The organism is Ruficoccus sp. ZRK36, assembly GCF_019603315.1.
In the GTDB taxonomy this organism is placed as follows: domain Bacteria; phylum Verrucomicrobiota; class Verrucomicrobiia; order Opitutales; family Cerasicoccaceae; genus Ruficoccus.
In genome coordinates, this window is sequence record NZ_CP080649.1 from 1,970,416 (window position 1) to 1,994,218 (window position 23,803).

Annotated in this window: 20 protein-coding genes and 1 tRNA gene; 9 read left to right on the forward strand and 12 right to left on the reverse strand. The window is 58.9% G+C overall.

Features of this window, described 5'->3' with window-relative positions; all coding sequences use genetic code 11:
- Positions 1 to 57: 57 nt before the first annotated feature.
- The 4 genes from K0V07_RS08665 (at position 58) to K0V07_RS08680 (ending at position 6,605) form a co-directional block, all read left to right on the forward strand.
- Positions 58 to 972: a LamG domain-containing protein gene (locus tag K0V07_RS08665; protein WP_220620997.1), complete on the forward strand. Its 915-nt coding sequence runs from the start codon at positions 58 to 60 to the stop codon at positions 970 to 972.
- 105 nt (positions 973 to 1,077) lie between these two features.
- A complete protein-coding gene (locus tag K0V07_RS08670; RefSeq protein WP_220620998.1) occupies positions 1,078 to 3,693 on the forward strand; it encodes an endo-1,4-beta-xylanase in 2,616 nt (871 codons plus the stop codon).
- A gap of 69 nt (positions 3,694 to 3,762) precedes the next feature.
- Positions 3,763 to 4,461, forward strand: a complete 699-nt coding sequence (locus K0V07_RS08675; RefSeq protein ID WP_220620999.1) for a DUF1559 domain-containing protein — start codon at positions 3,763 to 3,765, stop codon at positions 4,459 to 4,461.
- Between the two features lie 92 nt (positions 4,462 to 4,553).
- Entirely contained in the window at positions 4,554 to 6,605 is a 2,052-nt protein-coding gene (locus tag K0V07_RS08680; protein ID WP_220621000.1) for a sialate O-acetylesterase, read from the forward strand.
- Between the two features lie 202 nt (positions 6,606 to 6,807).
- Here K0V07_RS08680 and K0V07_RS08685 read toward each other — a convergent pair whose 3' ends face one another.
- The 7 genes from K0V07_RS08685 to K0V07_RS08715 form a co-directional block, all read right to left on the reverse strand.
- A complete protein-coding gene (locus K0V07_RS08685) occupies positions 6,808 to 7,608 on the reverse strand; it encodes a heparin lyase I family protein (RefSeq protein ID WP_220621001.1) in 801 nt (266 codons plus the stop codon).
- 396 nt (positions 7,609 to 8,004) lie between these two features.
- Positions 8,005 to 8,814 carry a heparin lyase I family protein gene (locus tag K0V07_RS08690; RefSeq protein WP_220621002.1) on the reverse strand — a complete coding sequence of 270 codons (810 nt, stop codon included), beginning with the start codon at positions 8,812 to 8,814 and terminating at the stop codon, positions 8,005 to 8,007.
- A gap of 326 nt (positions 8,815 to 9,140) precedes the next feature.
- Positions 9,141 to 9,464: a quaternary ammonium compound efflux SMR transporter SugE gene (gene sugE, locus K0V07_RS08695; RefSeq protein WP_220624080.1), complete on the reverse strand. Its 324-nt coding sequence runs from the start codon at positions 9,462 to 9,464 to the stop codon at positions 9,141 to 9,143.
- Positions 9,465 to 9,660: 196 nt separating this feature from the next.
- A tRNA-Ser gene (locus K0V07_RS08700) sits at positions 9,661 to 9,751 on the reverse strand.
- Positions 9,752 to 9,899: 148 nt separating this feature from the next.
- Positions 9,900 to 10,685: a heme ABC transporter ATP-binding protein gene (locus tag K0V07_RS08705; protein WP_220621003.1), complete on the reverse strand. Its 786-nt coding sequence runs from the start codon at positions 10,683 to 10,685 to the stop codon at positions 9,900 to 9,902.
- A gap of 5 nt (positions 10,686 to 10,690) precedes the next feature.
- Entirely contained in the window at positions 10,691 to 11,749 is a 1,059-nt protein-coding gene (locus K0V07_RS08710) for an iron ABC transporter permease (RefSeq protein ID WP_220621004.1), read from the reverse strand.
- Positions 11,750 to 11,876: 127 nt separating this feature from the next.
- Positions 11,877 to 12,851, reverse strand: a complete 975-nt coding sequence (locus K0V07_RS08715) for an ABC transporter substrate-binding protein (protein WP_220621005.1) — start codon at positions 12,849 to 12,851, stop codon at positions 11,877 to 11,879.
- 71 nt (positions 12,852 to 12,922) lie between these two features.
- Here K0V07_RS08715 and K0V07_RS08720 point away from each other — a divergent pair, with 71 nt between their 5' ends.
- Positions 12,923 to 13,990 (forward strand): ChuX/HutX family heme-like substrate-binding protein, encoded by a 1,068-nt coding sequence (locus K0V07_RS08720; protein WP_220621006.1) that lies wholly within the window; start codon positions 12,923 to 12,925, stop codon positions 13,988 to 13,990.
- 287 nt (positions 13,991 to 14,277) lie between these two features.
- Here the strand turns inward: K0V07_RS08720 and K0V07_RS08725 are convergent, their stop codons facing one another.
- Positions 14,278 to 14,970, reverse strand: coding sequence for a PEP-CTERM sorting domain-containing protein (locus K0V07_RS08725; RefSeq protein ID WP_220621007.1), 693 nt, complete (start codon positions 14,968 to 14,970; stop codon positions 14,278 to 14,280).
- Positions 14,971 to 15,063: 93 nt separating this feature from the next.
- Between K0V07_RS08725 and K0V07_RS08730 the strand changes: the two genes are divergently transcribed.
- Both K0V07_RS08730 and K0V07_RS08735 read left to right on the forward strand, forming a co-directional pair.
- The gene (locus K0V07_RS08730; protein WP_220621008.1) at positions 15,064 to 16,428 is read left to right on the forward strand and encodes a hypothetical protein; all 1,365 of its coding nucleotides are present in this window, start codon (positions 15,064 to 15,066) and stop codon (positions 16,426 to 16,428) included.
- A 17-nt stretch (positions 16,429 to 16,445) separates the two neighbouring features.
- Positions 16,446 to 17,327 (forward strand): prepilin-type N-terminal cleavage/methylation domain-containing protein, encoded by an 882-nt coding sequence (locus tag K0V07_RS08735; RefSeq protein WP_220621009.1) that lies wholly within the window; start codon positions 16,446 to 16,448, stop codon positions 17,325 to 17,327.
- A 414-nt stretch (positions 17,328 to 17,741) separates the two neighbouring features.
- Here the strand turns inward: K0V07_RS08735 and K0V07_RS08740 are convergent, their stop codons facing one another.
- Positions 17,742 to 18,752, reverse strand: coding sequence for a glutamine synthetase beta-grasp domain-containing protein (locus tag K0V07_RS08740; protein WP_220621010.1), 1,011 nt, complete (start codon positions 18,750 to 18,752; stop codon positions 17,742 to 17,744).
- 157 nt (positions 18,753 to 18,909) lie between these two features.
- Between K0V07_RS08740 and K0V07_RS08745 the strand changes: the two genes are divergently transcribed.
- Complete coding sequence (locus K0V07_RS08745; protein WP_255567919.1) at positions 18,910 to 19,329, forward strand: serine/threonine protein phosphatase; 420 nt, start codon at positions 18,910 to 18,912, stop codon at positions 19,327 to 19,329.
- Position 19,330: 1 nt separating this feature from the next.
- Positions 19,331 to 20,167 (forward strand): protein phosphatase 2C domain-containing protein, encoded by an 837-nt coding sequence (locus tag K0V07_RS08750; protein WP_220621012.1) that lies wholly within the window; start codon positions 19,331 to 19,333, stop codon positions 20,165 to 20,167.
- Positions 20,168 to 20,279: 112 nt separating this feature from the next.
- Here K0V07_RS08750 and pstB read toward each other — a convergent pair whose 3' ends face one another.
- The 3 genes from pstB to pstC are packed head-to-tail and all read right to left on the reverse strand — an operon-like array spanning position 20,280 to position 23,744.
- The gene (gene pstB, locus K0V07_RS08755; protein ID WP_220621013.1) at positions 20,280 to 21,086 is read right to left on the reverse strand and encodes a phosphate ABC transporter ATP-binding protein PstB; all 807 of its coding nucleotides are present in this window, start codon (positions 21,084 to 21,086) and stop codon (positions 20,280 to 20,282) included.
- Positions 21,087 to 21,101: 15 nt separating this feature from the next.
- The gene (pstA, locus tag K0V07_RS08760; protein ID WP_220621014.1) at positions 21,102 to 22,157 is read right to left on the reverse strand and encodes a phosphate ABC transporter permease PstA; all 1,056 of its coding nucleotides are present in this window, start codon (positions 22,155 to 22,157) and stop codon (positions 21,102 to 21,104) included.
- A gap of 18 nt (positions 22,158 to 22,175) precedes the next feature.
- Positions 22,176 to 23,744 (reverse strand): phosphate ABC transporter permease subunit PstC, encoded by a 1,569-nt coding sequence (pstC, locus tag K0V07_RS08765; protein WP_220621015.1) that lies wholly within the window; start codon positions 23,742 to 23,744, stop codon positions 22,176 to 22,178.
- Positions 23,745 to 23,803 lie beyond the last annotated feature (59 nt).

The window sequence follows — 23,803 nt, forward strand, 5'->3', positions numbered from 1 at the left end:
GGAGTTAATCTGGCTCCACCGACAACATACGAAAAGACAAATATCCCAACAATAGCTATGAATATACGATCCATTCTTCTCGGGGGCACAGCCCTGATTGTTACCCCCATTCTGGCAAACGCCCAGACCATGCTGGTGGAGTATCTCTTTAACGGGACAGGCACCACCGTCCAAAATACCGGCACGCTCGCCAATGCCGACCTGAACATGCTCAATAGTGATAATCAGGCCGCGGACCTCTATGGTAGCGCAGGCTCCGGTGTTTCGGGCTCGGCTTCCGATTTCAGCTTTAACAATACGGCGTCCACCGGTATGGGAACCGTTTCCGGTCAGAGTTTTGTCGGGGGACGTGCTGAAGCTTCGAGCTCCTTCAGCATGGACTCACAGGCGTCCTTTACGATCACCGGTTGGCTCAATACAACCGCCCTTGAAGGGTCGTCCGGGAATATCCTGGATCTGTATAATACGAGTGGTGAAAACCCGGTGGGGGTTCGCCTGTCCTATTCGCTTGGATCGGGGGGTACGGTTGGTTCTCTTGGGCTGAAAATTAATGGTGAGAACTATCCCTCCAGTACGGGAGGTGGCACTTTCCATTCCGGAGGGGAATGGGTGTTCTTTGCTGTGACCTACGATGGTACTGCGACCACGAACAATGTTGTTTTCTACATTGGGGATAAGGAGACCTCGGTCGTCAAGAATGCCACCCGTAGTAGTGCAGAAGGCACGGTTGCCTTTACGGATGCAGACATGACGATCGGTAATGTCGAGGGCTGGAACGGCCGCCCCTTTGACGGTATGCTGGATGATATCCGCATGTTTGGGTCAACGACTGATGCTTCTGGCGTCCTGTCGATCTCCGAGATCGAGGCCTACCGCGCCGCTGATGCCATCCCCGAGCCGAGCGAGTCCGCAATGATCCTCGGTGGTGTCTTACTGCTGCTGGCGCTGCTTCGCCGCCGCGCCTCCAAGTAGATCGTATTTCGTTTTAAAAAATCCCCTGATCACCCACAGTAGACAGGTATCTCCCTGTTGCTTGACGCCTCAAAAATGAAAAATTCGTATAAAATAAGAGTATGTATGTTGATCGGCACGCTGGCTGTTATGGCTGGCTCCGTGGTCAAGGCTGACCAGCCATCGTCAGCCTTGACCAACCCCGGCTTTGAGGCGCCGTATACACCAGCAGTCAGCACGTCACATGGGATAAGTGGCAAGGCGACTGTGACGGGGGAAATCGCCAAGGGATGGAGCGATAACTCCTCGTGGGCACCGGTGGTGGTGCACTACAGTGAGGCTTCAGGACTGGATGCCCACAGTGGAGATAGCGCTCAGCAGATTGCTATCGAGTCGATGAAGGACGGGCGCTTGCAGTTCGTTCAGCCCGTACAGATGAAGGCGGGGGAGGCTTACCGTGGCTCTATGTGGCTGCGGGCGTCGGGGTTTGTGACGGCGACGCTGTCGTTTCAAATGACGAAAAAGCCTTACCGTGCCGTCTCGCAGCAGCACATCGTTATCTCGCCGGAGTGGCGGGAGTACTCGGTCAGTGGGATGTCTAAGGAGGGTGAGCGAGCCTTTTTCATGCTGGGGATACCCAAGCTGGGTGATAGTTCCGCCACGATCTGGGTGGATGACGCCTCGGTTAAGAATATGGGTGATGCCGGCTCGGAGGCTCCTCCCCGGGAGGGCAACCTGCTCAACAACGGTTCGTTCGAGACAGAACTCTCCGGTGGATGGGGTGTATGGGTACGTGAATATAACTACCTGCAGGACGCCATTCGCACGGAGTTTCAGGACGATCGTCCCAGCTTTGACACCGAGACAAAAGTCGATGGGGTTCAATCCCTGCGCATTGATGTGCCCGATGCCCGCGCCGCGCTAGTGGCTTCGCCCTTTGTGCCGTACCATTTCAATCGTGAGCATACAGCCTCGATTATGCTTAAGGCAAGTCGGCCGACGATGGCGACTTTTTACATCGATGGTGTTCCGGATAGCCAAAAGCGGATCATGATCGAAAAGGAGTGGAAGCGCTTTTCGGTCTCGGCGGAGCTGCCCTATGGCGAGATGACACGTTTTGTCCTGCGACTGTGGCCGGATAAGGCGACAACGATCTGGGCTGACGCTGCGCAAATCGAAGAAAAGCCGGAAGCGACCGAAGAGTATATAGCCGCATGGCCGGTTGAATTGGGGATCAACGTCACGCGTCCGGGCGGAATTGTTTTCGATGGGGAAGCTGCTCCGGTGCTTATCACGACAGGTGGTGAACCTCTCCCTGAGGGTGCGCATCTGAGCTGGGAAGTGCATGCCCTAAAGGGTGAAAATGTCACGCTGCCGGATCTGGCGCTGCCTGCCACAACAGTCGAGGCCCCCCAGTCACGTATGGAGTATGAGATCGAACCTTCAGCAGAGGGACCCCGCGGGATGTTTATGATCCGCGGTAAGGTCGTCGATGCCGAGGGGAACGATCTGTCGGCACCCGTTGAGGCGATCTTTGCCCGCCTGCCGCAGCCCCGCGAGCTTCCTGCCGAGAAGTCCTTCTTTGGCGCTCACTGCCACCTGACTCCCGAGCTGATCGAGATCCTGCGCGGGACGGGGTTCCGCTGGGTGCGCCTGCATGATACCAGTAACCTCACCAAGTGGCGCTACGTGGAAGAGAACAAGGGTGAATTTGTCTTCCAGGACGAGGGCATCGATGCCGCCCGTGCCGCTGGACTGCAGATTCTTGGCATGCTCGACGGTGCACCGCCCTGGGCGATGAAAGAGCCGCGTGCCCTGCTCGGTAATCACTCTGTCTATAACCTGCCGGATATCCCCAACGCCTATGAGTATTGGGCCCGTTACGTGGACAAAACGGTGGAGCACTACAAGGGCCGCGTTGACTACTGGGAGGTCTGGAATGAGCCCTGGGCCAACGAAAGCCGTTTCGGGCTCTCGTCAGAGATGTATGCCGACCTGCTCATGTATGCCTACGATGCGGCCAAAGATGCCAACCCTGAGTCGGTCATCGTCGGCGTCAACTCGGTTGCCCATAGCAAGCAGGGGGATGATTTTACCGCTGGAGTACTGGCCATTACCGGGCTGGACTACTTCGACATCTTCTCCGTCCATAACTATAACCCCTCGCTCTACGGCGGCCACCCTTCGCAGGCCGACAAGATCGTTGAGAAGTTCGACGGCTATATGGCTAAGTACGGTGAGCCCAAACCGATCTGGGATACCGAGGGCGGTCCCGGTGTAACCACCTCGTGGTACTGGGCCAACGAAGATGACGAGATGATGATCCGCCAGCAGATGGCCCATCTTGTCCGCTTTGATGTGACGCAGATGGCTGCGGGCATTGAGCGCTTCTTTTACTACAGCATATATTTCCACCAGAGCCGGGGCGCCAAGTCGGGCTTCCCCACGGTGGAGCACGATCGCTCAATTCACCCGGTGATGGCAGTTAGCGCGGTTCTGGCCAGCCTGGTCGATGGTGCCACCAGCAAGGGCTACGTAACGCCTCAGGACGGTATCGAAGGCTATCGCTTTGTCCAGGATGACGGGATGGACATCTCCGTGCTGTGGAGTGTGGATGGAAGCGTGCAGGAGTATCTGAAGCAGAAGGATACCGAGGTCTGGGATGTGCTGGGTAACAGTCTGGATAGTTCTACCATTCCCCTGTCTGTTGAGCCCATCTATGTAATTCGTAAGCAGCCTTAATCTTGGGTTTAACACTTCGGTAAAAATGCGAAAGACTCCCTAATCGAAACCCTGGAGAAACTACCCCCCATGCCCCAGCTAAATTCCAGTCATACCACACGGTTCCGATGGTCTGATAATGTACGCCCTGCATTTTCGCTGGTCGAGCTCATGGTCGTAATGGTTGTCCTGGCCGTGCTGGCGGCTGTGCTGGTCCCCATGGCCTCCACGATCATGCGGGACAGTAATCAAACCAAGTGCGTCCAGAACCTGCGCTCGATTGGAGTGGCGATGCACCTGTATGCCAGCGACCACGGCGGTAAACTTCCAGGGCCGACCTATAACAGCCAAAAGGCAGGGCCGGATGACCGTCGCTTCCTCGCCTATTATTTACTGCCCTATATCGGCCACCCAAATGAAGGGGCGGGGAGTAGTTACCCGGAGTCAGCGCCGATCAGGCTCTTGTGGACCACACCCGTCTTGGAGTTCCGCTGCCCCTCGACGGAGGACGATGAGATTTCCTACGTGGCTGCGCACTCGATCCGCTCAGACACCAACACGAACATGAGCCCCTGGGGACTCGTATCTGGCAGCTATGGCCGCAACATGGAGCCGATGACACTACTGCAGCTTGACAGCCACTACGCCTTGGCCGGTCAGTGGGCGATCCGGGATCGCTATGGAGTCGCTCCGGCCTATCGCCCGAGTACGAATCAACCTGTCGGACCTCCCCGCCATGGTTTGACCAACGTGCTCTTTTTCGATGGACACGTCGAGGGTGAGAAATAAACTGTGATAGCCGATGTTACTGTCGGCACGGGGTAGCCCTGCTTGTGTGCCCGTGCTTGTCCCTTTAACGATTGCTAACGCCATTCTTCCCAATGAAATCCTGTTTGTTGTTTGCCAGTATGATGCTGGCCATTACTGCCACCGCTGAGGTGAATCTACCTGCGATTATTTCCGATCACATGGTCCTGCGTAAGGCTGCGGACACCCCTGTCTGGGGGACAGCCGCACCGGACGAAACCGTCAAAGTGACCCTCGCAGATGCAACGGCGACGGCGACAGCCGATGCTGACGGAAACTGGCAGGTGGAGCTCGACCTGAGCGACTCGGCCCCCGGCCCCTTTGAGATGTCGGTGACCGGCAAGAACCAGCTCGTCGTCCATGATGTGCTGGTGGGCGAGGTCTGGGTGGCCTCCGGGCAGTCGAACATGGGCTTCCTGCTTGAGCGGGAGCGCAGTAGTGCCGAAGAGATTCCGCAGAGTAATTACCCGATGATCCGGCAGTTCCAGGTTGCCCCGTATGTCTCTATCCCTGAGCCGCGCGAGGAGTGCGAAGGTAAATGGGTCGTATGCAGCCCGGAAACGGCGGGTCGCTTTACCGCCGTCGGTTATTTCTTTGCCAAGTCGCTCGTGCAGGAGCTGGATGTGCCGGTCGGTTTGCTTTTTAACGCCTGGGGCGGGACACCGGTTGAGGCCTGGATGAGTCAGGACGCCATCGCTCAGAACGCAGACCTGAAAGCACGTGGCGATAAGGCGATCAAGGACCAGATCGAGTACAAGCCGCGCAAAAAAGCCTACGATAAGGCTTTCGCCCAGTGGTTGAAAGATACGGGCCGCGAAGATCATTTCCCGAAGGACGTCGAAGCCTATGCAGGCATGGATGTGGACACGACAGACTGGCAGCGTATTGATATGCCGAGCACAATTTTCGGAGGCGACCTGCCCGAGGATGGCGTGGTGTGGCTGCGTGGGGAGGTAAACATCCCCGCCAACATGCTCAACGGGAAGATCCCCGTTCGTATTGGCAGTATGGAGGCGTTCCCGACAGTTTACTGGAACGGTGAAAAGGTCAGCACCGGGACCTTTGAAAACTATCCGGGGAAGGGCTACACCTATCGCTATTACATCAGTGCTCCTCACCTGAAAGAGGGTAAGAATGTCGTGGCTATCCGCTTCTATGCCCCCTACGGCAACACAGAGAAAGTTGATGTGCATTGCGATTTCGCGCCGTTTATCGATGGCCTGAAGGCTAAGGTCGAGTACACGCTTCCGCCGCTCACTCCCGCGCAAAAAACCTCCATGCCGCAGGCGCTGGACAATCCGCTGCGAGGGCAGGATGTGGCGACATACCTTTACAACGGCATGATCGCCCCGATCCTGCGCTACGGCATCTCGGGCGTGATCTGGTACCAAGGGGAGAGTAATGTCAGCCGTGGCTACGATTACCGCATCGCCTTTCCGCTCATGATCCAGGATTGGCGGGAAAAGTGGGGGCAGGGTGACTTTCCGTTCTATTTTTGCCAGCTGGCTAATATCGGGGACAAACAGAGGACGCCCGAGAAATCGGCTTGGGCAGCGACACGCGAATCTCAGGCTGCTGCTCTCGACCTGCCGAATACCGGTATGGCCGTGCTGATCGATCTGGGCGAGGCCAAGGACGTACATGCGCGCAACAAGTCCGATGTCGGCGACCGTCTGGCCCGTATCGCGCTGGCCGAGACCTACGGTCAGGATGTGGAGCCTTTCGGCCCGATGTTCGAGTCCATGGACATTGAGGGCGACAAGCTCGTACTGAGTTTCTCCCATGTCGGGGATGGTCTGGAGGCTAAATCGGTTCCTGACACGTACGTACTCTCTTCACTGTCTGGAAAGACTGCTCCGCTCGTCCGCAACAGTCCCGAAAGTGAGCTGGAAGGATTCGCCGTTTGCGGGAAGGACCGCAAATGGGCCTGGGCCGAGGCGAAGATCGAGGGGGATCAGGTCGTTGTCTGGTCCGATAGCGTTAAGGAGCCCATCGCGGTCCGCTACAGCTGGGGTAACAACCCAAGCGGAAACCTGTACAACAGCAGTGGCCTGCCAGCAGCACCTTTCCGCACGGATGAGTTCCCGGTCTCCAGTCAGGGTAACCATTACTACAAGGCGGACTGAGCTCAGGTTTCTGATTGTCCTTTTGCGGCTCGTTTCGAACGCATGTGGACAGGGGGGGACTGTCACGAACGACTTGAAGTTCCTCGGGCAAATCCCGGCTCTGCCATCCATTTAAAAAGCCCTCGGTTTTCACCGAGGGCTTTCTTATTTAGAATACTGGCGGGCGACGCTGGTTTATCGCCGCCGTTGGCTGCTGCGTCGTTTACTGAGGGACGACGTCGTAGTAGTCGGCGTTAGCATCGCCGATACGGATCTCGTCGAAGTAGATGTCTCCGTCCCCCCCACCATTGGACGGATAGAGGCCGATCTTCAGGTACTCTTCATGATCTCTGGCAGTACCGCTCCGGTCCAGGGTCGCGATATTGGGGCCGGTGTCACGGTAGACGAGCTCGTCGTTAATCCAGATTTCCCAAAAGCCAGAGGAGTCAGCCGCATAGCGGAAGTGACAGACGACATCGTACCAGACGAATTTTGAGAATCGGAGCGGGACCTTGATCTGCCCCTGCACGGCACCTCCTGTGAGGGGAGGGACATTGATGAGGGCGTCATTGGTGGACATGCGCAGGTAGAGGTCGCCTCCCACCATGGCCTGCATGGTGAAGCCATTGACCCCGGCCCCGACGCTCCAGTCGTTGTCATGGGGGACGGAGTGATGCTGTAGGATGATGCCGCACTCCTCCACCTGCTGCCAGACCTGAAAGCTGAAGCCGAGCCAGTACTCTTCTTCCCACTGGAAGCGATCGGTAATGGGGACGAGCTCTGCACGGCGGTCGCCATTGGCGCCAAATGTCTGCATATGGACGGCGTAGCTGCCGCTGCGTACGGGGCTGGAAACGACTTCGATCAACGAGGTAGGCCCGTCGATACTGGTGCTCCATTTAGTGGTGTAGTCTCCGGATTCGAAGCCGTCCTCGAAGAGGATTTCGGCATCGGCCTGAAACATAGGCATGCAGCAGCATGCGAGGAGTGCGATACATGAGGTCGGGGTTTTGACTCTTAGCATTACGTTTTATATTTGGGGTTACGAGATGGCAAAGCAACGGGCTGCGGGGCTGTGACGCACGTCACGTAGTGCGCCTTGTACAGAGCAAAATACGGGCGTCGCTGATCGTCTTCAGCAGCTTTCGCAGGGGTAGGGGGCAGGAGGTCTTTGTTGGCAGGAGGGGTCCCACGCAGCACATGCGAACCAGTATGGTTGCCGAGGTATGCCTGTAAAGGGACGCTCTACAAACACACGTTTGTAGCGAGGGGAGGGGGCGCTTCGCTCTGGCAGACGACCATCCTGCGAGTCTGCTCATCCTGAGTGCTGCGCGCATTGAAAAAGCCCCCGGCTTTCACCGAGGGCTTTATCATTGGAAGGTTAGAGGAGACGGGCGAGCTGATCGCCGTGTCCTGATCCTCAATCGATCATTGCGGGACGAACGTCGTAATAGCTGGCGTTGGCGTCGCCGATACGGATCTCGTCGAAGAAGACCTCTCCGTCTGCGCCGTTTCTGGACGGGTAGAGGCCGATTTTCAGGTACTCTTCAGGATCTCTGTTTGTGCCACTGCGGTCCAACACGCCGATGTTCGGGCCCGCATCGCGATAGACGAGCTCGTCGTTGATCCAGACTTCCCAAAAGCCGGTAGAGTCGGCCGCATAGCGGAAGTGGCACACCACATCATACCAGACGTGCTTTGTGAATCTGAGGGGCACCCTGATTTGCCCCCAATCAGCCCCGGTCCCATCGGGCGTTTTATGGATGATGGCGTCATTGGTCGACACATGCAGATCGAGAAAGCCTCCGCTAAAGGCCTTTAGGGTAAAGCCGTTGGGGCCGGCGCCGACGCTCCAGTCCCTGTCGTGGGGGACTGAGTGGTGCTGGACGATAATACCACACTCACCGACATACTGCCTGACCTGGAAGCTGAAGCCGAGCCAGTACTCCTGCTCCCAATAGAAGCTCTCTGTGATGGGGACAAGCTCAGCGCGGCGGTCGCCATTAGCGCCGGTGGTCTTCATGTGGACGGCGTAGCTGCCACTGCGTACGGGGCTGGAAACGACCTCGATCAGCGAGGTTGGTCCTTCGGCACTGGTATTCCATTTCGTGGTGTAGTCTCCGGATTCGAAGCCGTCCTCGAAGAGGATTTCGGCATTCACCTGAGACATCGGGATGCAGCAGCATGCGAGGAGGGCGATACATGAGATCGGGGTTTTGACTCTTGGCATAACGATTTATACGTGGGGTTAACGAGATGGCAAAGCAACTGGCTGCGAAGGTACCTGGGCACATCCCGTGACGTGCCTTTTGCCTGGCAAAAGCCGAGCATCGCTGATCGTCGTCAGCGTTTTTCGCAGGGGCAGGGGGCAGGGGGTCTTTGTCGGCAGGAGGGGTCCTACGCAGCACATGCGGGCTAGTATTGCCCTTGTCGTACGCCTGTAAAGGGTGGCGCTACTCGTACATGATTGTAACGCCTGCATCACCCATCAGGGGCGCGATTACGGGCTGCTGCCCCGTCCTGATAAACGATACGGGACCTGCCTTTAGCCGACCTTCAGCTCGCAGTCGTGCTCATCTTAAGCCCGGCAATCCCGACGATGATCAGCAGGACGCAGACGACTTTGATGACATGGGCAGGCTCTCCTAAAAAGAGCATGCCGATCACCGTCGTACCCACGATGCCGATCCCGACCCATACCGCATAGGCGACGCCCATGGGGAGCGCGCGCATCGCGACACCGAGCAGGAATATGCTCAGGACCATGGCCAGTACCGTTCCGACGGTAGGCCACAGGCGGGAAAACCCTTCCGTGTATTTGAGACCAACGGCCCAGCCGATTTCCAGCAGGCCAGCGACAATCAGAATTAACCAATGCATCATTCATGGGGATTGCTGGGGCCGTCCCCAATTTGAATGCTAAAAGCCGAGGTCGTCCTCGCTCCGATGGCTGCTACCTTCGCGGCCTTTATGGGAAATGGCAAGGCCCCCGAAGGGATTTTTCTGGGGTGTGCTGGGAGCCTTTCGGACCCGGCAGCTAGTTACAAAAAAAGCCCTTCCGTAGAAGGGCAAAAAGTGGCGGAGAGGGAGGGATTTGAACCCTCGGTACCCTTTTGGGGCACGCATCTTTAGCAAAGATGTGCATTCGGCCACTCTGCCACCTCTCCAGACCGTAACTGACGTTGCGGCCAGTAAAGCGGGTAAACAACCGATCGATGGCGTTGCTGTCAATGCCTTTTCGTCGCTTTGCCGTCTTTGGACCGGTGAAGATATTTCCGGTCCAAAGGCCCCGGCCGGTTGCGCAGTCCAGGGCGGTTAGGCGCGGGGCAGCGTCTGCATAAAGGGGGCACCGTTTTTATCGGTATGGAGCACTGCCTGGACGTTAAACACATCCTCGACGCGTGCCTCGGTCAGGACTTCGGAGGTCGGTCCGTCCGCCGCTACAGCCCCGCCACTGATGAGCACGGTCTCGTCGGCATAGCTGAGGGCGAGGTTGATGTCGTGCAGGATGGCAAGCACCCCCACACCCTCGGCGGCCAGCTCACGGGCGATGCGCAAGGTGCCATGCTGGTGGGCGAGGTCGAGACCAGCCACGGGCTCATCCATCAGCAGATAGCGCGGGCACTGCTCCTGGGGCTCCCAGATCTGGGCCAGAACGCGTGCCAGATGGACGCGCTGGCGCTCGCCGCCCGAAAGTTCGAGGTAGTAGCGGTTTTCAAAATCCTGCAGATCGACGCGGCGCAGGGCCAGCTGGCAGATCTCGCGGTCCCGGAGAGTCTCGCCACGCTGGACGTGGGGCGTGCGGCCCATGAGCACGACGTCGCGGACGGTAAAGTTAAAGGCCAGCCGTGGCTCTTGAGGGAGGACGGCGCGCACCTGGGCGAGGTCGCGCGTGTGCCAGTCGTGGAGGGCTTTATTTTCCAGTAAAATCTCGCCCTTGCTGGGGGTGAGCTCACCGGTGAGGATTTTCAAAAGCGTGGATTTACCGGCGCCATTGGTGCCGAGCAGGGCCACGAGCTTACCCGGCTGGAGGCTGAGCGATACGCCGTCGAGCACAGCGTGCTTACCGTAGGAAAAGGTCAGTTGGCGGGCTTCGAGCATCGGGACTAGATAGAGAGCTTGCGTTTGGCGGACAGGAGCAGCCCGAGGAAGAACGGGCCACCGATCAGGGCGGTGAGGATGCCGATCTGCAGCTCGGCAGGGGCGACAAGTGTACGTGCGCCGAGGTCCGCTCCGACGAGGACGGCACCGCCGAGGATGGCCGATCCGGGCAGCAGCCAGCGGTGGTCGGGACCGAGGCTGATCCGGATCATATGCGGGACAACCAGCCCCACAAAGCCGATGACCCCGCAGGCGGCCACGGTGATGCCCACCATTGCCGCGGTGACGAAGATCAGGCCCCGCTTGACGAGCTGGACGTTGACGCCGAGCTGGAAGGCCTCGGCCTCGCCGAGGAGAAAGGCGTTGAGGGCACGCCATTGGCTGAGGACCCACGCGCCCCCGGCCAGGGTCAGCCCCGCTACGAGCAGGGCGCTCTGCCAGTTCGCACCCGCCAGGCTGCCAAGAGTCCAGAATGTGATGGTGCGGATCTGGGTGTCGTCGGCGAAGCGCGTCACCACGTAGCCGATGAGGGCTCCAGAGATGGCGTTGATGGCGATGCCTGTCAGCAGCATGGTGGCGATATGGGTGCGGCCACCGATGCTGGAGAGTCGGTAAATGAGAAAGGTCACGCCAACGCCCCCGGCCATCGCGAAAATGGGCAGCATATACTGGACGAGGTGGGCAGAGGCTCCGGCGATGATGCCCCCAAACAAGATAGCCAGCACGCCGCCGGTTGCCGCCCCGCTGGAGACACCGATGATGCCAGGGTCGGCGAGGGGATTACGAAACAGGCCCTGCATGGCCGCTCCGGCGAGAGAAATGCCTGCCCCGACAGCCAGCCCGAGCACGATGCGCGGCAGGCGCAGGTCCCAGACGACGGTATCTGTGAGCACGGCAGGCTGCTCTGAGGTGAGGCCGAGTCGGTAGGCCAGTACCTGGGCCGTCTCTCCGGAGGAAAACTCAACCGGGCCGGTGTTCAGGCTGTATAGACAGATCGCAATCGTGAACACCCCCATGAGGGCGAGCAGGACAATTTTAGCGGAATGGGAACGGGCGGGATTCATCCTCGAAGGTGTGAACGTCAGGCGCGTTGGCTGGGTTCAAGCCAACCAGTAAAGGCGCTTCGTGGGCGGGGAACAAGCAAGGATTCCCCGCCGAAGCGGAAAACGGAAGGCGAGCCTGGCCAGGCAATTAGCTGTCGGCTGGAGCCGGAGCGATCAGCTCGGACCAGGAGGAGGTAACCTCGCCGAGGCGGGGACCGAAGCTCAAGTCCTCCATCGGTACGGTCTCCACACGACCACTTTTGATGGCGGGAATCTGGCTGAGCTGCGGCATCCCGAGCAGGACCTTGGCGTCACCAGGGCCTGAGCCGTGCCCTACGCTCGTACCCAGCAGGATCACATCCGGGCGGGAGGCGATGAGGGCCTCCAGTGCGAAAGGCTGGTAGCCGTTGACGTCGGAGGCGGCATTGACGCCCCCGGCCAGCTTAATCAGCTCATCGGCGCGGGTTCCCTTACCAGCGACTTTACCGGCGCGGGTGGGGGTGGGCGACTGCATGAAAAAGACGATGCGCGGCTTTTGCGGCCACTGGGAGGACGCCATCTCGACGTCTGTCAGCTTCTCCTGGATGGAGGCGGTCAGCTCGGCAGCCTTCTCCTCTTCGCCGAGGGCCTGGCCGACGATTTCCAGCGAGGTGTAGAGGGCGTCGGGGCTGGTGGGGTCCGGGCACCAGACGACCGGTACGTTAACGCGCTTCAGTGCGGCCTTGGCGGCTGGCGGGCCGAGGGCCTCACTGGTCACGATGATGTCGGGGTTCAGCGAAAGGACGCCCTCGGGCGAAATTTGGCGAATGTAGCCGACCTTGGGCAGGCGGGTCGCCGCGGGAGGGTAGGTGCTGGAGAGGTCGACGGCGACGACTTCGTCACCCTTGCCCAGCGCGTAAACGATCTCCGTCGGTGCGCCACCGATGCTGATGATGCGGGTGCTCTCGCTCTCCGGGGCCTTGGCGGTGTCCACTTGCGGGTGGTTTTTCGGCATCGGGCCGGTTTTACCGGTAATGGGGCAAACGGCGGGCGCGGCCGTTTCGTTTGCCTGAAGCATGGGCGTGATAAGCAGGGCCGCGAGGACGCCTGCGTATGCGAAGAAGGTCTGATTATGGTTTTTCACGGTTCCAGTATTGACCAAAGAGCTAAAACGACGTGTATTTGTGACTCAATCTCAAACTTTATAAAAAAGATATGGTAAACGCAACGATCAAAGAAGCTACTTCTCCGCAGGAACTCAAAGCCCGCTGGGATGAACTCCTGAGCGCTAATCCCAAGCTGCGTATCCGCAATGCCGCCGATGAACTCGGCGTGAGCGAGGCCGAGCTGCTGGCCACACAGTGCGGGGGTACGGTGACCCGTCTGGCCGTCTCCGACTGGGAACCTTTTATGCAGGCCTGGAAGGGTCTGGGGCGGGTCATGGTGCTGACGCGTAATGAAAACTGCGTCCACGAAAAGACCGGTGAGTACGAGGAGATCCACCCGCTGGTACACGGTGGCAAGGTCGGCCTGACCACGGGCAAGGATATCGACCTGCGCCTGTTCATGGGTGGCTGGAAGCACGCCTTTGCGGTGGAAGATCTTTCCATCCCCGGTGGCCACAGCCGCTCGCTTCAGATCTTTGACCCGACGGGTACCGCCATTCACAAGATCTACGTCAAGAGCGATCAGGGGATCGAGCCTTTCCAAAAGCTCGTCGAGCAGTTCCGCGCTGAAGATCAGGCACTTGGCTTTACCGCCGAGGCCGCCGAGCCGAAGCGCCCGGAAATGCCGGATGAGCAGATCGACAAGGACGCGCTCCTGAACGGCTGGAAGAACCTCAAGGACACACATGACTTCTTCCCGCTGCTGATGAAGAACCGTGCTGGCCGCCAGCAGGCGCTGCGTTTGGCCGAGGGTGTCTTCACTCAGAAAGTGGACAATAGCTCCGCCCGTAAGGTGCTTGATCTGGCCAGTGAACAGGGGACATCGATCATGGTGTTTGTCGGCAATGACCACTGCATCCAGATTCACACCGGCCCGGTGAAGAAGGTGATGGAGTACCAGGATTGGTACAATGTCATGGACCCCGGCTTTAACCTGCACCTCAAGGAATCGGGGATCGATGCTTGCTGGATCGTGCGCAAGCCTACTGCTGACGGAGACGTTACGTCACTGGAAGTTTTTGACAAGGATGGCGAGGTGATCGTGCAGTTCTTTGGCGAGCGTAAGCCCGGCAGCCCTGAGCTGGAGAGCTGGCGTGACCTGGTCAAGGCCATCTAAGGCGTCCCGCCTTTGACTTTTTAAACTGGCAGTCATTGAGCCGTGGTTCCCGAAAGGGGCCACGGCTTTTTTGTGGCTGCGAGGGTGTTGCCCGGTTGCGGTAGCCGGAGGTATTTAGTCCGTCTTTCTCCAGACACGTGAGTGTGTTTTTGCATCGGTGTATTCATGAGCGAATACGTAGCCGTTTTGTCCTGCTCGCATGTGGAAGTGTTTACGCAAAGAAAAAGGCCGGTCGAATAAACGACCGGCCTTCTTGTTTCTTATGAGGGATCTATGACTGTATGACTTTACTTCTGGGAAAGCTTACGGCGGCGCAGCAGAACCACGGTGAGGACACCAAGACCGGCCAGAGCGGCGTAGGTCGAGGGCTCGGGCACGGCGATGGCCGAGTAGGTGTCACCTTCGGTCAGGCTAATGCCCCAAAGGATCGCGTGTGCATTTGTCGTAAAGGTGATCGAGTAGTCGGTGATCGTGCTCTCGATGCTGGAGAGATCCCACTGGTAGACGTCGATCGTGCTGCTGCCGGTCTGGCCGCCCCCATTGTAGGTATGGCTACCGGCGTAGTTACCGATGTAGCTTGCAGCAAGCTCCTGGCTGCCGCCGTTGTAGCTCAGGGTGATCGTGTCCATGCCCTGGGCGTTCTCGAACTGCAGTACGAGGGTCGAGAGGTCAGTGATCGGTGAACCCGAGCTAATGGTGTAGGTCGATGCCGAGGCGTTATAGATATAGTCGGAGCTGCTGAAATAGCTACCGCCCGCAGTAATGTTCAGGTCGGCGTCGATGCCGGAGGCGGTGATCGGATCCGGCCAGGTGTCGCTACCAGGGTAGCTACTCGGGTATGTCGGATAGTTAGTCGGGTTCAGGTCCGTCCAGCTGCCTGTTTCGGTGTTCCCCGGGAGATTAAAGGCCATAAAATCGGCGTGTGAAACTGCCGGCGCTAGCAGGGCGGCGGTCAGAGCGATAAGTTTCGTAGTTTTCATAGGTTAGTTATTGACTGTGGTAATGAGACTCGATAACAATAGACGCATAAAACTGAGACTGAGTTTCAAATGCAAGAGATTTTTTCAAAAAAAATGCATCGGTGGGGTAAACAGGTGCTGGGAGCCCTGAGCCTCTGTCTGATGACGAGTGGCCTGCAGGGGCAAACCGACTTCTTTTGGTACAATGCGATTGTTCCGGCTTTTGACGGGGAGCCCAACAGCGAGTTCGCGCAGTTTGACCGCGTGCAGTATGCTTATACTTCGTGGGAGGACCCGTTTAACACGTCTGCTCCTACAGAGGTGAACACGCCCACGCCGGCCTCCATAAACCCGAGCACGCTGACCACAAACGAGGACGCTGTGCTCGCGCAGATCGGGACGGACACCGCATTTATCACCAGCCATCCCGGGATATACAGCTTCTCGGAGTCGATGAGCTTCATTGTCTACGACAATCCTGCTTACAGCCCCGGCCAGGTGATTTTTCAGGTTAACACGGTGGGAAGTCTGCCGGACCAGGAGGCATTCATTTACTTCCGTGAGACTGAGGGGGGACCGCTGGTCGGTCCGATCCCTTACACCCATATCGGATTCTTGACCGGGGGTGATCCGAACTCCGGAGACGGGCAGGGCATTATGGCCTGGGAGTGGGACCTGAGCGGCTACGACGTGGCTGAGTACTATATTACGTTCGGTTCATCGGGTACGAGCATGAGCCTGTGGTGGGCGACGCTGGACACCTGGGATGGTTTCTCGGCTGAGCTCAGTAACGCCATCTTCCCGAAGACCAACACGAATTTCGCTACCGGAGCCGTTGGTTCCGTCGAGCACGAGCTCTCGGGTGGCGGTGGCCCCCGGATTACCTATGAGCCGGGCGATGAGGTGGTGCTGACCGCTGTCGCTGAGGATGGCTGGGTCTTCGTTCGCTGGACGGGCGATGTCAACTCTACCAGCTCTTCCATCGTGACGACGATCGACGGCAACCTCGACGTGAAGGCTATTTTCGCGCCCCAGACCTACGATAAGTGGAAGGAAAACATTATCCTGCCCGCGTTTACCGGCAGCAACCCCGTGGTGAATGGTGCCCGTGATGCCGACCCGAACCGGAACGGCCTCGTCAACATCCTCGAATACGCCTTTGGCGGCACTCCTGAGGAGATCAGCACCCCGGAGGCCTTCCCGGTGGCCGGTGTCACAGAGGATGGTAAGCACTTGACCCTGACCTACCGGCAGCAGCCGGAGGCGACCGACCTGACCTACCACGCCATGGTCTCAAATGATCTCGAAAGCTGGAACTACAACGGCGACGGCTCCGAGCAGACCTATACCTCCATCGATATTTCCCCCTCCATCAACGAAGATGGGACACAGACCGTTATTGTTACCGACCTGACCGACCTAAGCACCCTGCCGGCTGGAACCAACCGGCAGATGCGCCTCCAAGTGATCCTGGAATAATTCAGCAAAACCGAAGAATGAGTAACAATACGTCTATTATCCGCCGGGCCCGTAAGGGTCTGAGTCTGGTCGAGTTGATGGTCGCCGTCGCGGTGATCGGACTGCTCAGTAGCCTGACCTTTGCTGTCAGTACCAAAGTCAGTGAACACGCCGCGTTGACCAATGAGTCTGCTGTGGCCCGCAACATGGTGACCGCTTTCCTGCTATTTCCGCAGGATAATAATGGGGCACTGATGCGAGGTAAGGGGACCGAGCCGCGCAAGAACATTACCGGGTTCGACGGGCTGAGCCTGGATCCGGGCGAGGAGTCGGCCATGCGCTGGCCCTGGAAGCTTGCCAACCAGATGCCGGGTGGCGCCCAGGACCTGTTTACGAGCGCGCATCAGGACTACTATGCTTACCTGCGGGAGCGCCATGATGCCTACGGGATCAGCCTGACGCCTTCTCTCGGTTTGAACATGGTCTTTGTGGGCGGTAACTTCCGCAGCAGTACACTCTCGCCGCAGGCCGTGACCTATGCCAGCCGCCGTGACCGGGAGGGGACCCCGACTTTTCCCAATGACTACTGTGTCACCCGTCCGAATATTGCCTACAAGCCCAGCGAGTTGATCGTCTTCGTGTCCACCTTCAGTGAGTATGCGGAGAACTGGGAGGATATCGGCTACTATATCGCAAATGCGCCCATCACGCCGGACGGCATGCGCTGGGGCAGCTACAATGAGGATATCCCGGCGAACATGGGCTTTGTCCATCTGCGTCACAACGAAAAGGCAGTGGTCGCCATGCTTGATGGCAGTGTCGGCCTGATGGGCGAAGACGAGCTGCGCGACATGCGCCACTGGTCAAACCAGGCTGCTCGTTATGATGACGCGAATTTTGAGAATTTTAGCCGGAACTAAGTGATATACAGATGCGTCTCAGTTGATGCATCCTTTTCGGATGTGGCAGCTATGAGATAGGAAAGTTGTTATTTTCTTAAAATATTAAGAAATAATTTGCTGAATTTGCTTTTTTGTGGAACCTTTGACGCACGTCAAAGTCAGAACTTTCCAGAATACGAGTTTTAGCAAGGAGTTCCGGCCTTATCCGGAACGTTTTGGGGTAGAAACAGATGCCGCCATTCCCGCAAGGGGATGGCGGTTATCATTTATATAGGCCGGGAAAGAGCCGTGGTGGACGGGCTGGCCTTCCGGGAGTGAAGGGTGGGGAGACGCTCTTTCTGTTGGGGCCTGCGGGTCTACTCTCCGGGCACAAAAAAACGGCGCTCCATGGGGAGCGCCGTTGGAAAGCTAAGTAAGCTAGAGGACCAGACCTTAGGCGGTCGGGACTTCCGCGATCGTCTTGAGGACGCGGGAGCAGATCCGGTAGGGGTCGCCCTGCGAGTTCGGACGGCGGTCTTCCAGGTAGCCCTTGTAGTCGTTCTTGACGAAGCTGTGCGGGACACGGATGGAGGCACCACGGTCAGCCACACCCCAGGAGAACTTGTCGATCGACTGGGTTTCGTGCAGACCGGTCAGACGCATGTGGTTGTCCGGGCCGTAGGCAGCGATGTGCTCGTCCTTGTTCTTTTCGAAGGCGTCCATCAGCTTGAGGAAGTACTCCTTACCGCCGACAGTGCGGAGGTATTCGGTCGAGAAGTTGCAGTGCATGCCGGAGCCGTTCCAGTCGCCCTGGAAGGGCTTACAGTGGTACTCAACGACGACTTCGTACTTTTCGCAGAGGCGCTCGAGCAGGTAGCGGGCGACCCAGATGTCGTCAGCACACTTCTTGGAGCCCTTGGCGAAGACCTGGAATTCCCACTGGCCCTTGGCCACTTCGGCGTTGATACCTTCGTGGTTGATGCCAGCTTCGATGCAGAGCTCAAGGTGTTCGTCCACGATAGCGCGGGCGATGCTGCCAACGTTTTCGTAGCCCACGCCGGTGTAGTATTCACCCTGCGGGTTCGGGTAGCCGGATTCCGGCCAGCCCAGAGGACGACCGTCTTGGAAGAGGAAGTATTCTTGCTCGAGGCCGAACCATGCATTTTCGTCGTCTTCGATCGTGGCACGCATGTTGGTCGGGTGCGGGGTGCCGTCGGGGAGCATAACCTCACACATCACGATAAAGGCGTCATTGCGGCCGGCATCGGGATACAGGGCGACAGGCTTGAGCACGCAGTCAGAGCTGCTGCCTTCGGCCTGCTTGGTCGAACTGCCGTCAAAACCCCACTCAGGGCAATCTTCGACGCTCTTGGGCGCTTCGCTGGCGAGGCGGGTTTTACCACGGAGATTCGGCACGGGCGTGTAGCCGTCGAGCCAAATGTATTCTAGCTTGTATTTTGTCATGGGTTATTATGTGTTCGAAGCAGTTGGTTGACCGGGACAGCTATATGGTCCCTTTCTCTTTAGATTGAGGGTCAGGAAGTTTCAGCAGAAGCGGTGCCAGTTTGTCAATTTGGTAAATTTTTTCATGCACGATATTAAGGACACTAAACAGGCCAGTGTGAGAATTACATACGATGGCCGCGTCCACAAGCGCTACCGTGGCCCGATGGCCCGCCAGCGCTACGAAAACGAAGTCCGGGTGCTGCGTTACCTGGAAAAAAAGGGCTGCGACTACGTCCCGCGCCTCCTGCATGCCGACCCCGACGAGGGCGATGGCTACATCGTCACCACCAACTGCGGTAAAGTGGTGGACAAGATCGCCTCAGAAAAAGCCGACGCGCTGTTTAAAGAGCTGGAAGATAAATATGGGGTGCGCCACGAGGACCGCTTTCCGCGCAACATCACCTACAACGACTGGACGGGTAAGTTTAACGTCATCGACTTCGAGTTTGCCACTATCCTGGAAAGCGGTGAAGGGCTGACGCTGGAGGAGGTCCAGGAGCACCGTGCAGGCGAAGGATGGGAGCGTAAGGACTGAGATGAGCGAATCAACGGCCAGCCCTGAAACCCTCCGCTTATCCTGGTCCGGCATGACTCATCCGGGCCGGTTTCGCAAAAATAACGAAGATGCCTTTTTAGCGCTGACCGTCGACCCCCAGGAGATGCGCCTGCTGGGTAAAGATGGCTCCGCACCGATGGACGGCTGCGACTTTATCTTTGCCGTCAGTGACGGCATGGGGGGTGCCAACGCCGGTGAGTTTGCCAGCCGGGTAGCCATTGACCGGATTTCGCACACTCTGCCGCGCAGCTTCTGGCTCGGAGCCATGGGGATGCGCCGTGGGGCCGGTGAGTGGCTGGATAATCTTTTTACCGAGATCCATGCCGAGATGGGTAAAATGAGCCTTGTCTACCCGGAGTGCCGCGGGATGGGTGCCACCCTGAGCATGTGCTGGTTTGCGCCGGGGCGGATGACCTTTGCCCATGTCGGTGACAGTCGCATCTACTACATGCCAAAGGACGGCGAGCTTCGCCAGATCAGCGAAGACCATACCCATGTCGGCTGGCTCCTGCGCACGGGGCAGATCACGGAGTCGCAGGCTCGTTTTCATCCCGGTAAGAGCGGCCTCCAGCAGGTGCTCGGCGGTAACGTCAGTAACCCTGATCCGCAGATCGGCGCCGTTGACTACGAGCCGGGGGATGTCTTTGTCCTGACGACTGATGGCATCACCGACGGGCTTTCGCGGCCCGGCATCGAGGGAGTGGTCAAAACGGGTCCCAAGAACGGCAAGACCCTTTCGCGCCTCCTGATCGACGAGGCGATGTTCAACTCCGGCCGCGATAACCTCACCGCCCTCGTCATCGAGATCGCGGAGTGAGGTGGAATGGAGAGGCGGGGCTACGCCTGATTGTCCCGTGCGGTCACGCACCCAGGGGCAGCGAACGCAGTGAGCGATGGGGTGGAACCCCATCAATGCTGATCCAGCCGGATTAACCGAAGCGGCCGCTGACGTAGGCCTCGGTTTGGGGGTCTTTGGGGTTCATAAAGATGGCCTCGGTTACGTTGTGCTCGACGAGGCGCCCCAGATAGAAAAATGCGGTGTGGTCGCTGACGCGGGCTGCCTGCTGCATATTATGGGTCACGATGACGATCGTATAGTCCAGCCGCAGGGAGTGGATCAGCTCCTCGACCTTGGAGGTGGCGACGGGGTCGAGCGCCGAGCAGGGCTCGTCCATGAGCAGGATTTCCGGCTCCACGGCGAGGGCGCGAGCGATACACAGGCGCTGTTGCTGGCCACCTGAGAGGGTCATCGCGCTGTCGTTGAGACGGTCTTTTACCTCGTCCCACAGAGCGGCCGCGCGGAGGCACTTCTCGACGGTTTCGTCGAGCCGGTCGCGGTGATGAACCCCCTGGATGCGCATCCCGTAGGCGATATTGTCGTAGATCGACTTGGGGAAGGGGTTGGACTTCTGGAAGACCATCCCGACCTTTTTGCGCAGCTCGATGACATCGATGCTGCGGTCGTAGATGTCGTAGCCGCCGATCAGGATGCGCCCACCGGCTACGCGGGCGGAGTCGGTGAGATCGTTGAGGCGGTTGAGGCAGCGCAGCAGGGTGGTCTTACCACAGCCGGAGGGGCCGATTAGGGCCGTCACACTGTTCGGGTTTACGGTCAGATTGATGTCCTTGAGCGCCTGATTCTGCCCGTAGTAGAAGTCGAAGTGCTCGATCTTGATCAGCGTCTCTGGCTGCTCCTGAGGGGCGGCGTCCGGGTTTGCTGTCGGGGAGGATTCCATGGGAGCGATAAAGGATTACCAGTTGTGGCGGGAGCGGATCTTGATCCGCAGTAGGATGGAGGTCAACGCCATGACGGCGACGATGATCAGAAAGACAAAGGCCGTGCCGTACTGCATGCGCTCGGTGTAGGCGTTCTGCGGGAGCTTGGCGCTGACGACATAGAGGTGGTAGGGCAGGGCCATCACACCCTGGAAGAAAAAGTCGTACCAATGGTCGAGCCCCTCCCAGGGGAGCTGGTCGCGCAGCAGGTAGGCGGCGGTGAACATGATGGGAGCGGTTTCTCCGGCCACCCGGGCGATGCCGAGAATAGACGAGGTGAGGATACCCGGCAGGGCGTAGGGCAGCACGCTGGTCCGGATCATGGTCCAGCGGGTGGCGCCGAGTGCCAGAGAGGCTTCCCGGAATCCCGTGGGCACGCTGCGCAGGGCCTCCTCACTGGCAGAGATGATAACCGGGAGCACCATAAAGGCCAGGGTGAACCACCCCGCCAGGAGCGAGATATTCCAGTCCAGGAAAATCACGAACAGCCCGAAGCCGAACAGCCCGTACACGATTGACGGCACACCCGCCAAGTTGAGGATGGACAGGCGGATGAGGCGCAGCAGCGGGCCGCTGCTGCCGTACTCGCTCAGGAAGATCGCGCTGGCGATACCCAGCAGCATGGCGATGGTCATGGCACCGGCCACAAGAAGCAGGGTGCCGATAATCGCCGGGAAAATACCGCCACCGGCATGCGCATAGGTGCGGTCCGGCGGGGGAGTGAGGCCGTTTGCCTCGTAGGTGGCCCGGAACTGCGAGTCGCTCAGCTCGTGGGTCTTGCCGTCGGCTTCAAAGACATGGAGCGTCTCCGGGGCCTGGGTGAGGAACTCCACGTTGATGTACGGCCACTCGGCCTGGAAAACCGCCTGCGAGCCCTTGATGGCAATCGTCAGAAGAATCGTCGATATGCACAGCAGGATAAAGTACGTCAGCCCCCGCAGTCCCCAGCGCACCACCAGCTCGACCCGCCGCGTGGTCGAGGGACGCGGCAGGAACGGGTTGTGGGCTGGCTCTGAGAGGGACGTTTTCACGGTGGATGTCGTTGCGGGCTATTCGCCCACGCGGGTGTGGTGGAAAATCTTTTGAGCGGCGAAGTTGATCAGCAGGGTGAGCAGGAACAGCACCACCCCCACACAGAAAAGCGCGCGGTAGTGGATGCCGCCTTGGGCGACCTCGCCCATCTCCTGGGCGATGATCCCGGTCATGGTATGGACCGGCTGGAAGGCGACGCCCGGCCCCTCGGTGAAGTCCGGGATGCGGATGCGGTTCCCCGCGCACAGCAGCACCACCATCGTCTCGCCAATGACGCGACCGATGCCGAGCAGGACGGCTGAGACAATGCCGCTGATGGCGGACGGCACGACGATAAACATGGTGGTCTGGAAGCGCGTCGCACCCAGTGCCAGTGAGGACTCGGCATAGATGCGGGGGACGCGGTTGATGGCGTCTTCAGACAGGGTGAAAATCGTCGGGATGGCCATCAGCGCGAGCAGGCACCCCGCCGTAAAGGCGTTGAGGCGCTCGGCCACCGGGAAGCCCGGTAGCCAGTCCAGCCATGGGACTTGCGAGACTTCGCGCACCAGTGTCCCGAAGACCGCGATGCCGAAGAAACCGATCACCACGGACGGGATGGCGGTGATGAACTCGATGCACGGCTTGATGAAACTGGATTCGCCGCGCCGGGCCATCTGGTTGGTGTAGATGGCTGCGCCCACCCCAAAGGGGATGGCCAGCAGGATGGCGATGCCGGTGACCATCAGCGAGCCGGTCAGCAGAGGCAGCAGCCCAAACAGGCTGTGCCCGTTGTTGTTCACGATCCAGTGGTCGCCGAACAGGAAGGCCTTGATCGATTCCATCAGGCCGACATGCTGCTCGGGGCTGGCCTCGGCCAGCGCAGCGGCATAGCGGGGCAGCCCGGCGGCGAAGGCGATCGCATTCTGCCGGAAGCTCTCGGCCTCGGAGCGGAGCGCCGGGTCGTTTAGCTCCGGGAACTCTCTCAGCACGCGCAGGATGTCGTTTTCGAGCTGGTTGTTGAGAGCGGTCAGCTCGGGAAAGCTGGCTTTGATCTGGCTGATCGTGCCTGCGTAGTCGATCTCGTGCTCATGGCCGTCATGAGCGTGGCCCGGCGCATCACGGTGCTCGATAGCGTTGGATTTCGCCTCTTTATAGGTCTCCGAGGCGAGGTCGCGCACCTTGATCTGGTAGTTGCGCAGGGGCAGGGAAAGGTCGCTGAAGCTGTAGATGTAGGCCTGCATGGGGGCCGTTTGCCGGGCAATGTCTTCCCGGCTCAGGCCTTTGCTCTCAAGCGTTTCGATCTGCTGTTTACGGATGTTGACGAGCTGCCCGAGCAGGACGTTGAACTGGTTGTGCTCCTGCTTGACGATGGAGGAGTACTCCATCCCGCTGCGGCGGAACAGCTCCATGTCCGAGCGGTATTGGGGGAAAAACGACAGGCCTTCACGAAACAGAAAGAAGGTGATCAGCAGCAGGACGATGACCGCCACGATGGCATTACCTCCGAAAAAGGCCTTCAGCAGTGCCTGCCGACCAACCCCGAGCAGCCGGTCCTCGCGGCGGCGGCTCAGATGAAACTCGGTCTGGGGAGGCGTGGCTTTCATGGGAGGCGTGGTTGCTGAACTTGTGGGCAAACCCGTTTCGACAGCAACCCCTGAATGCG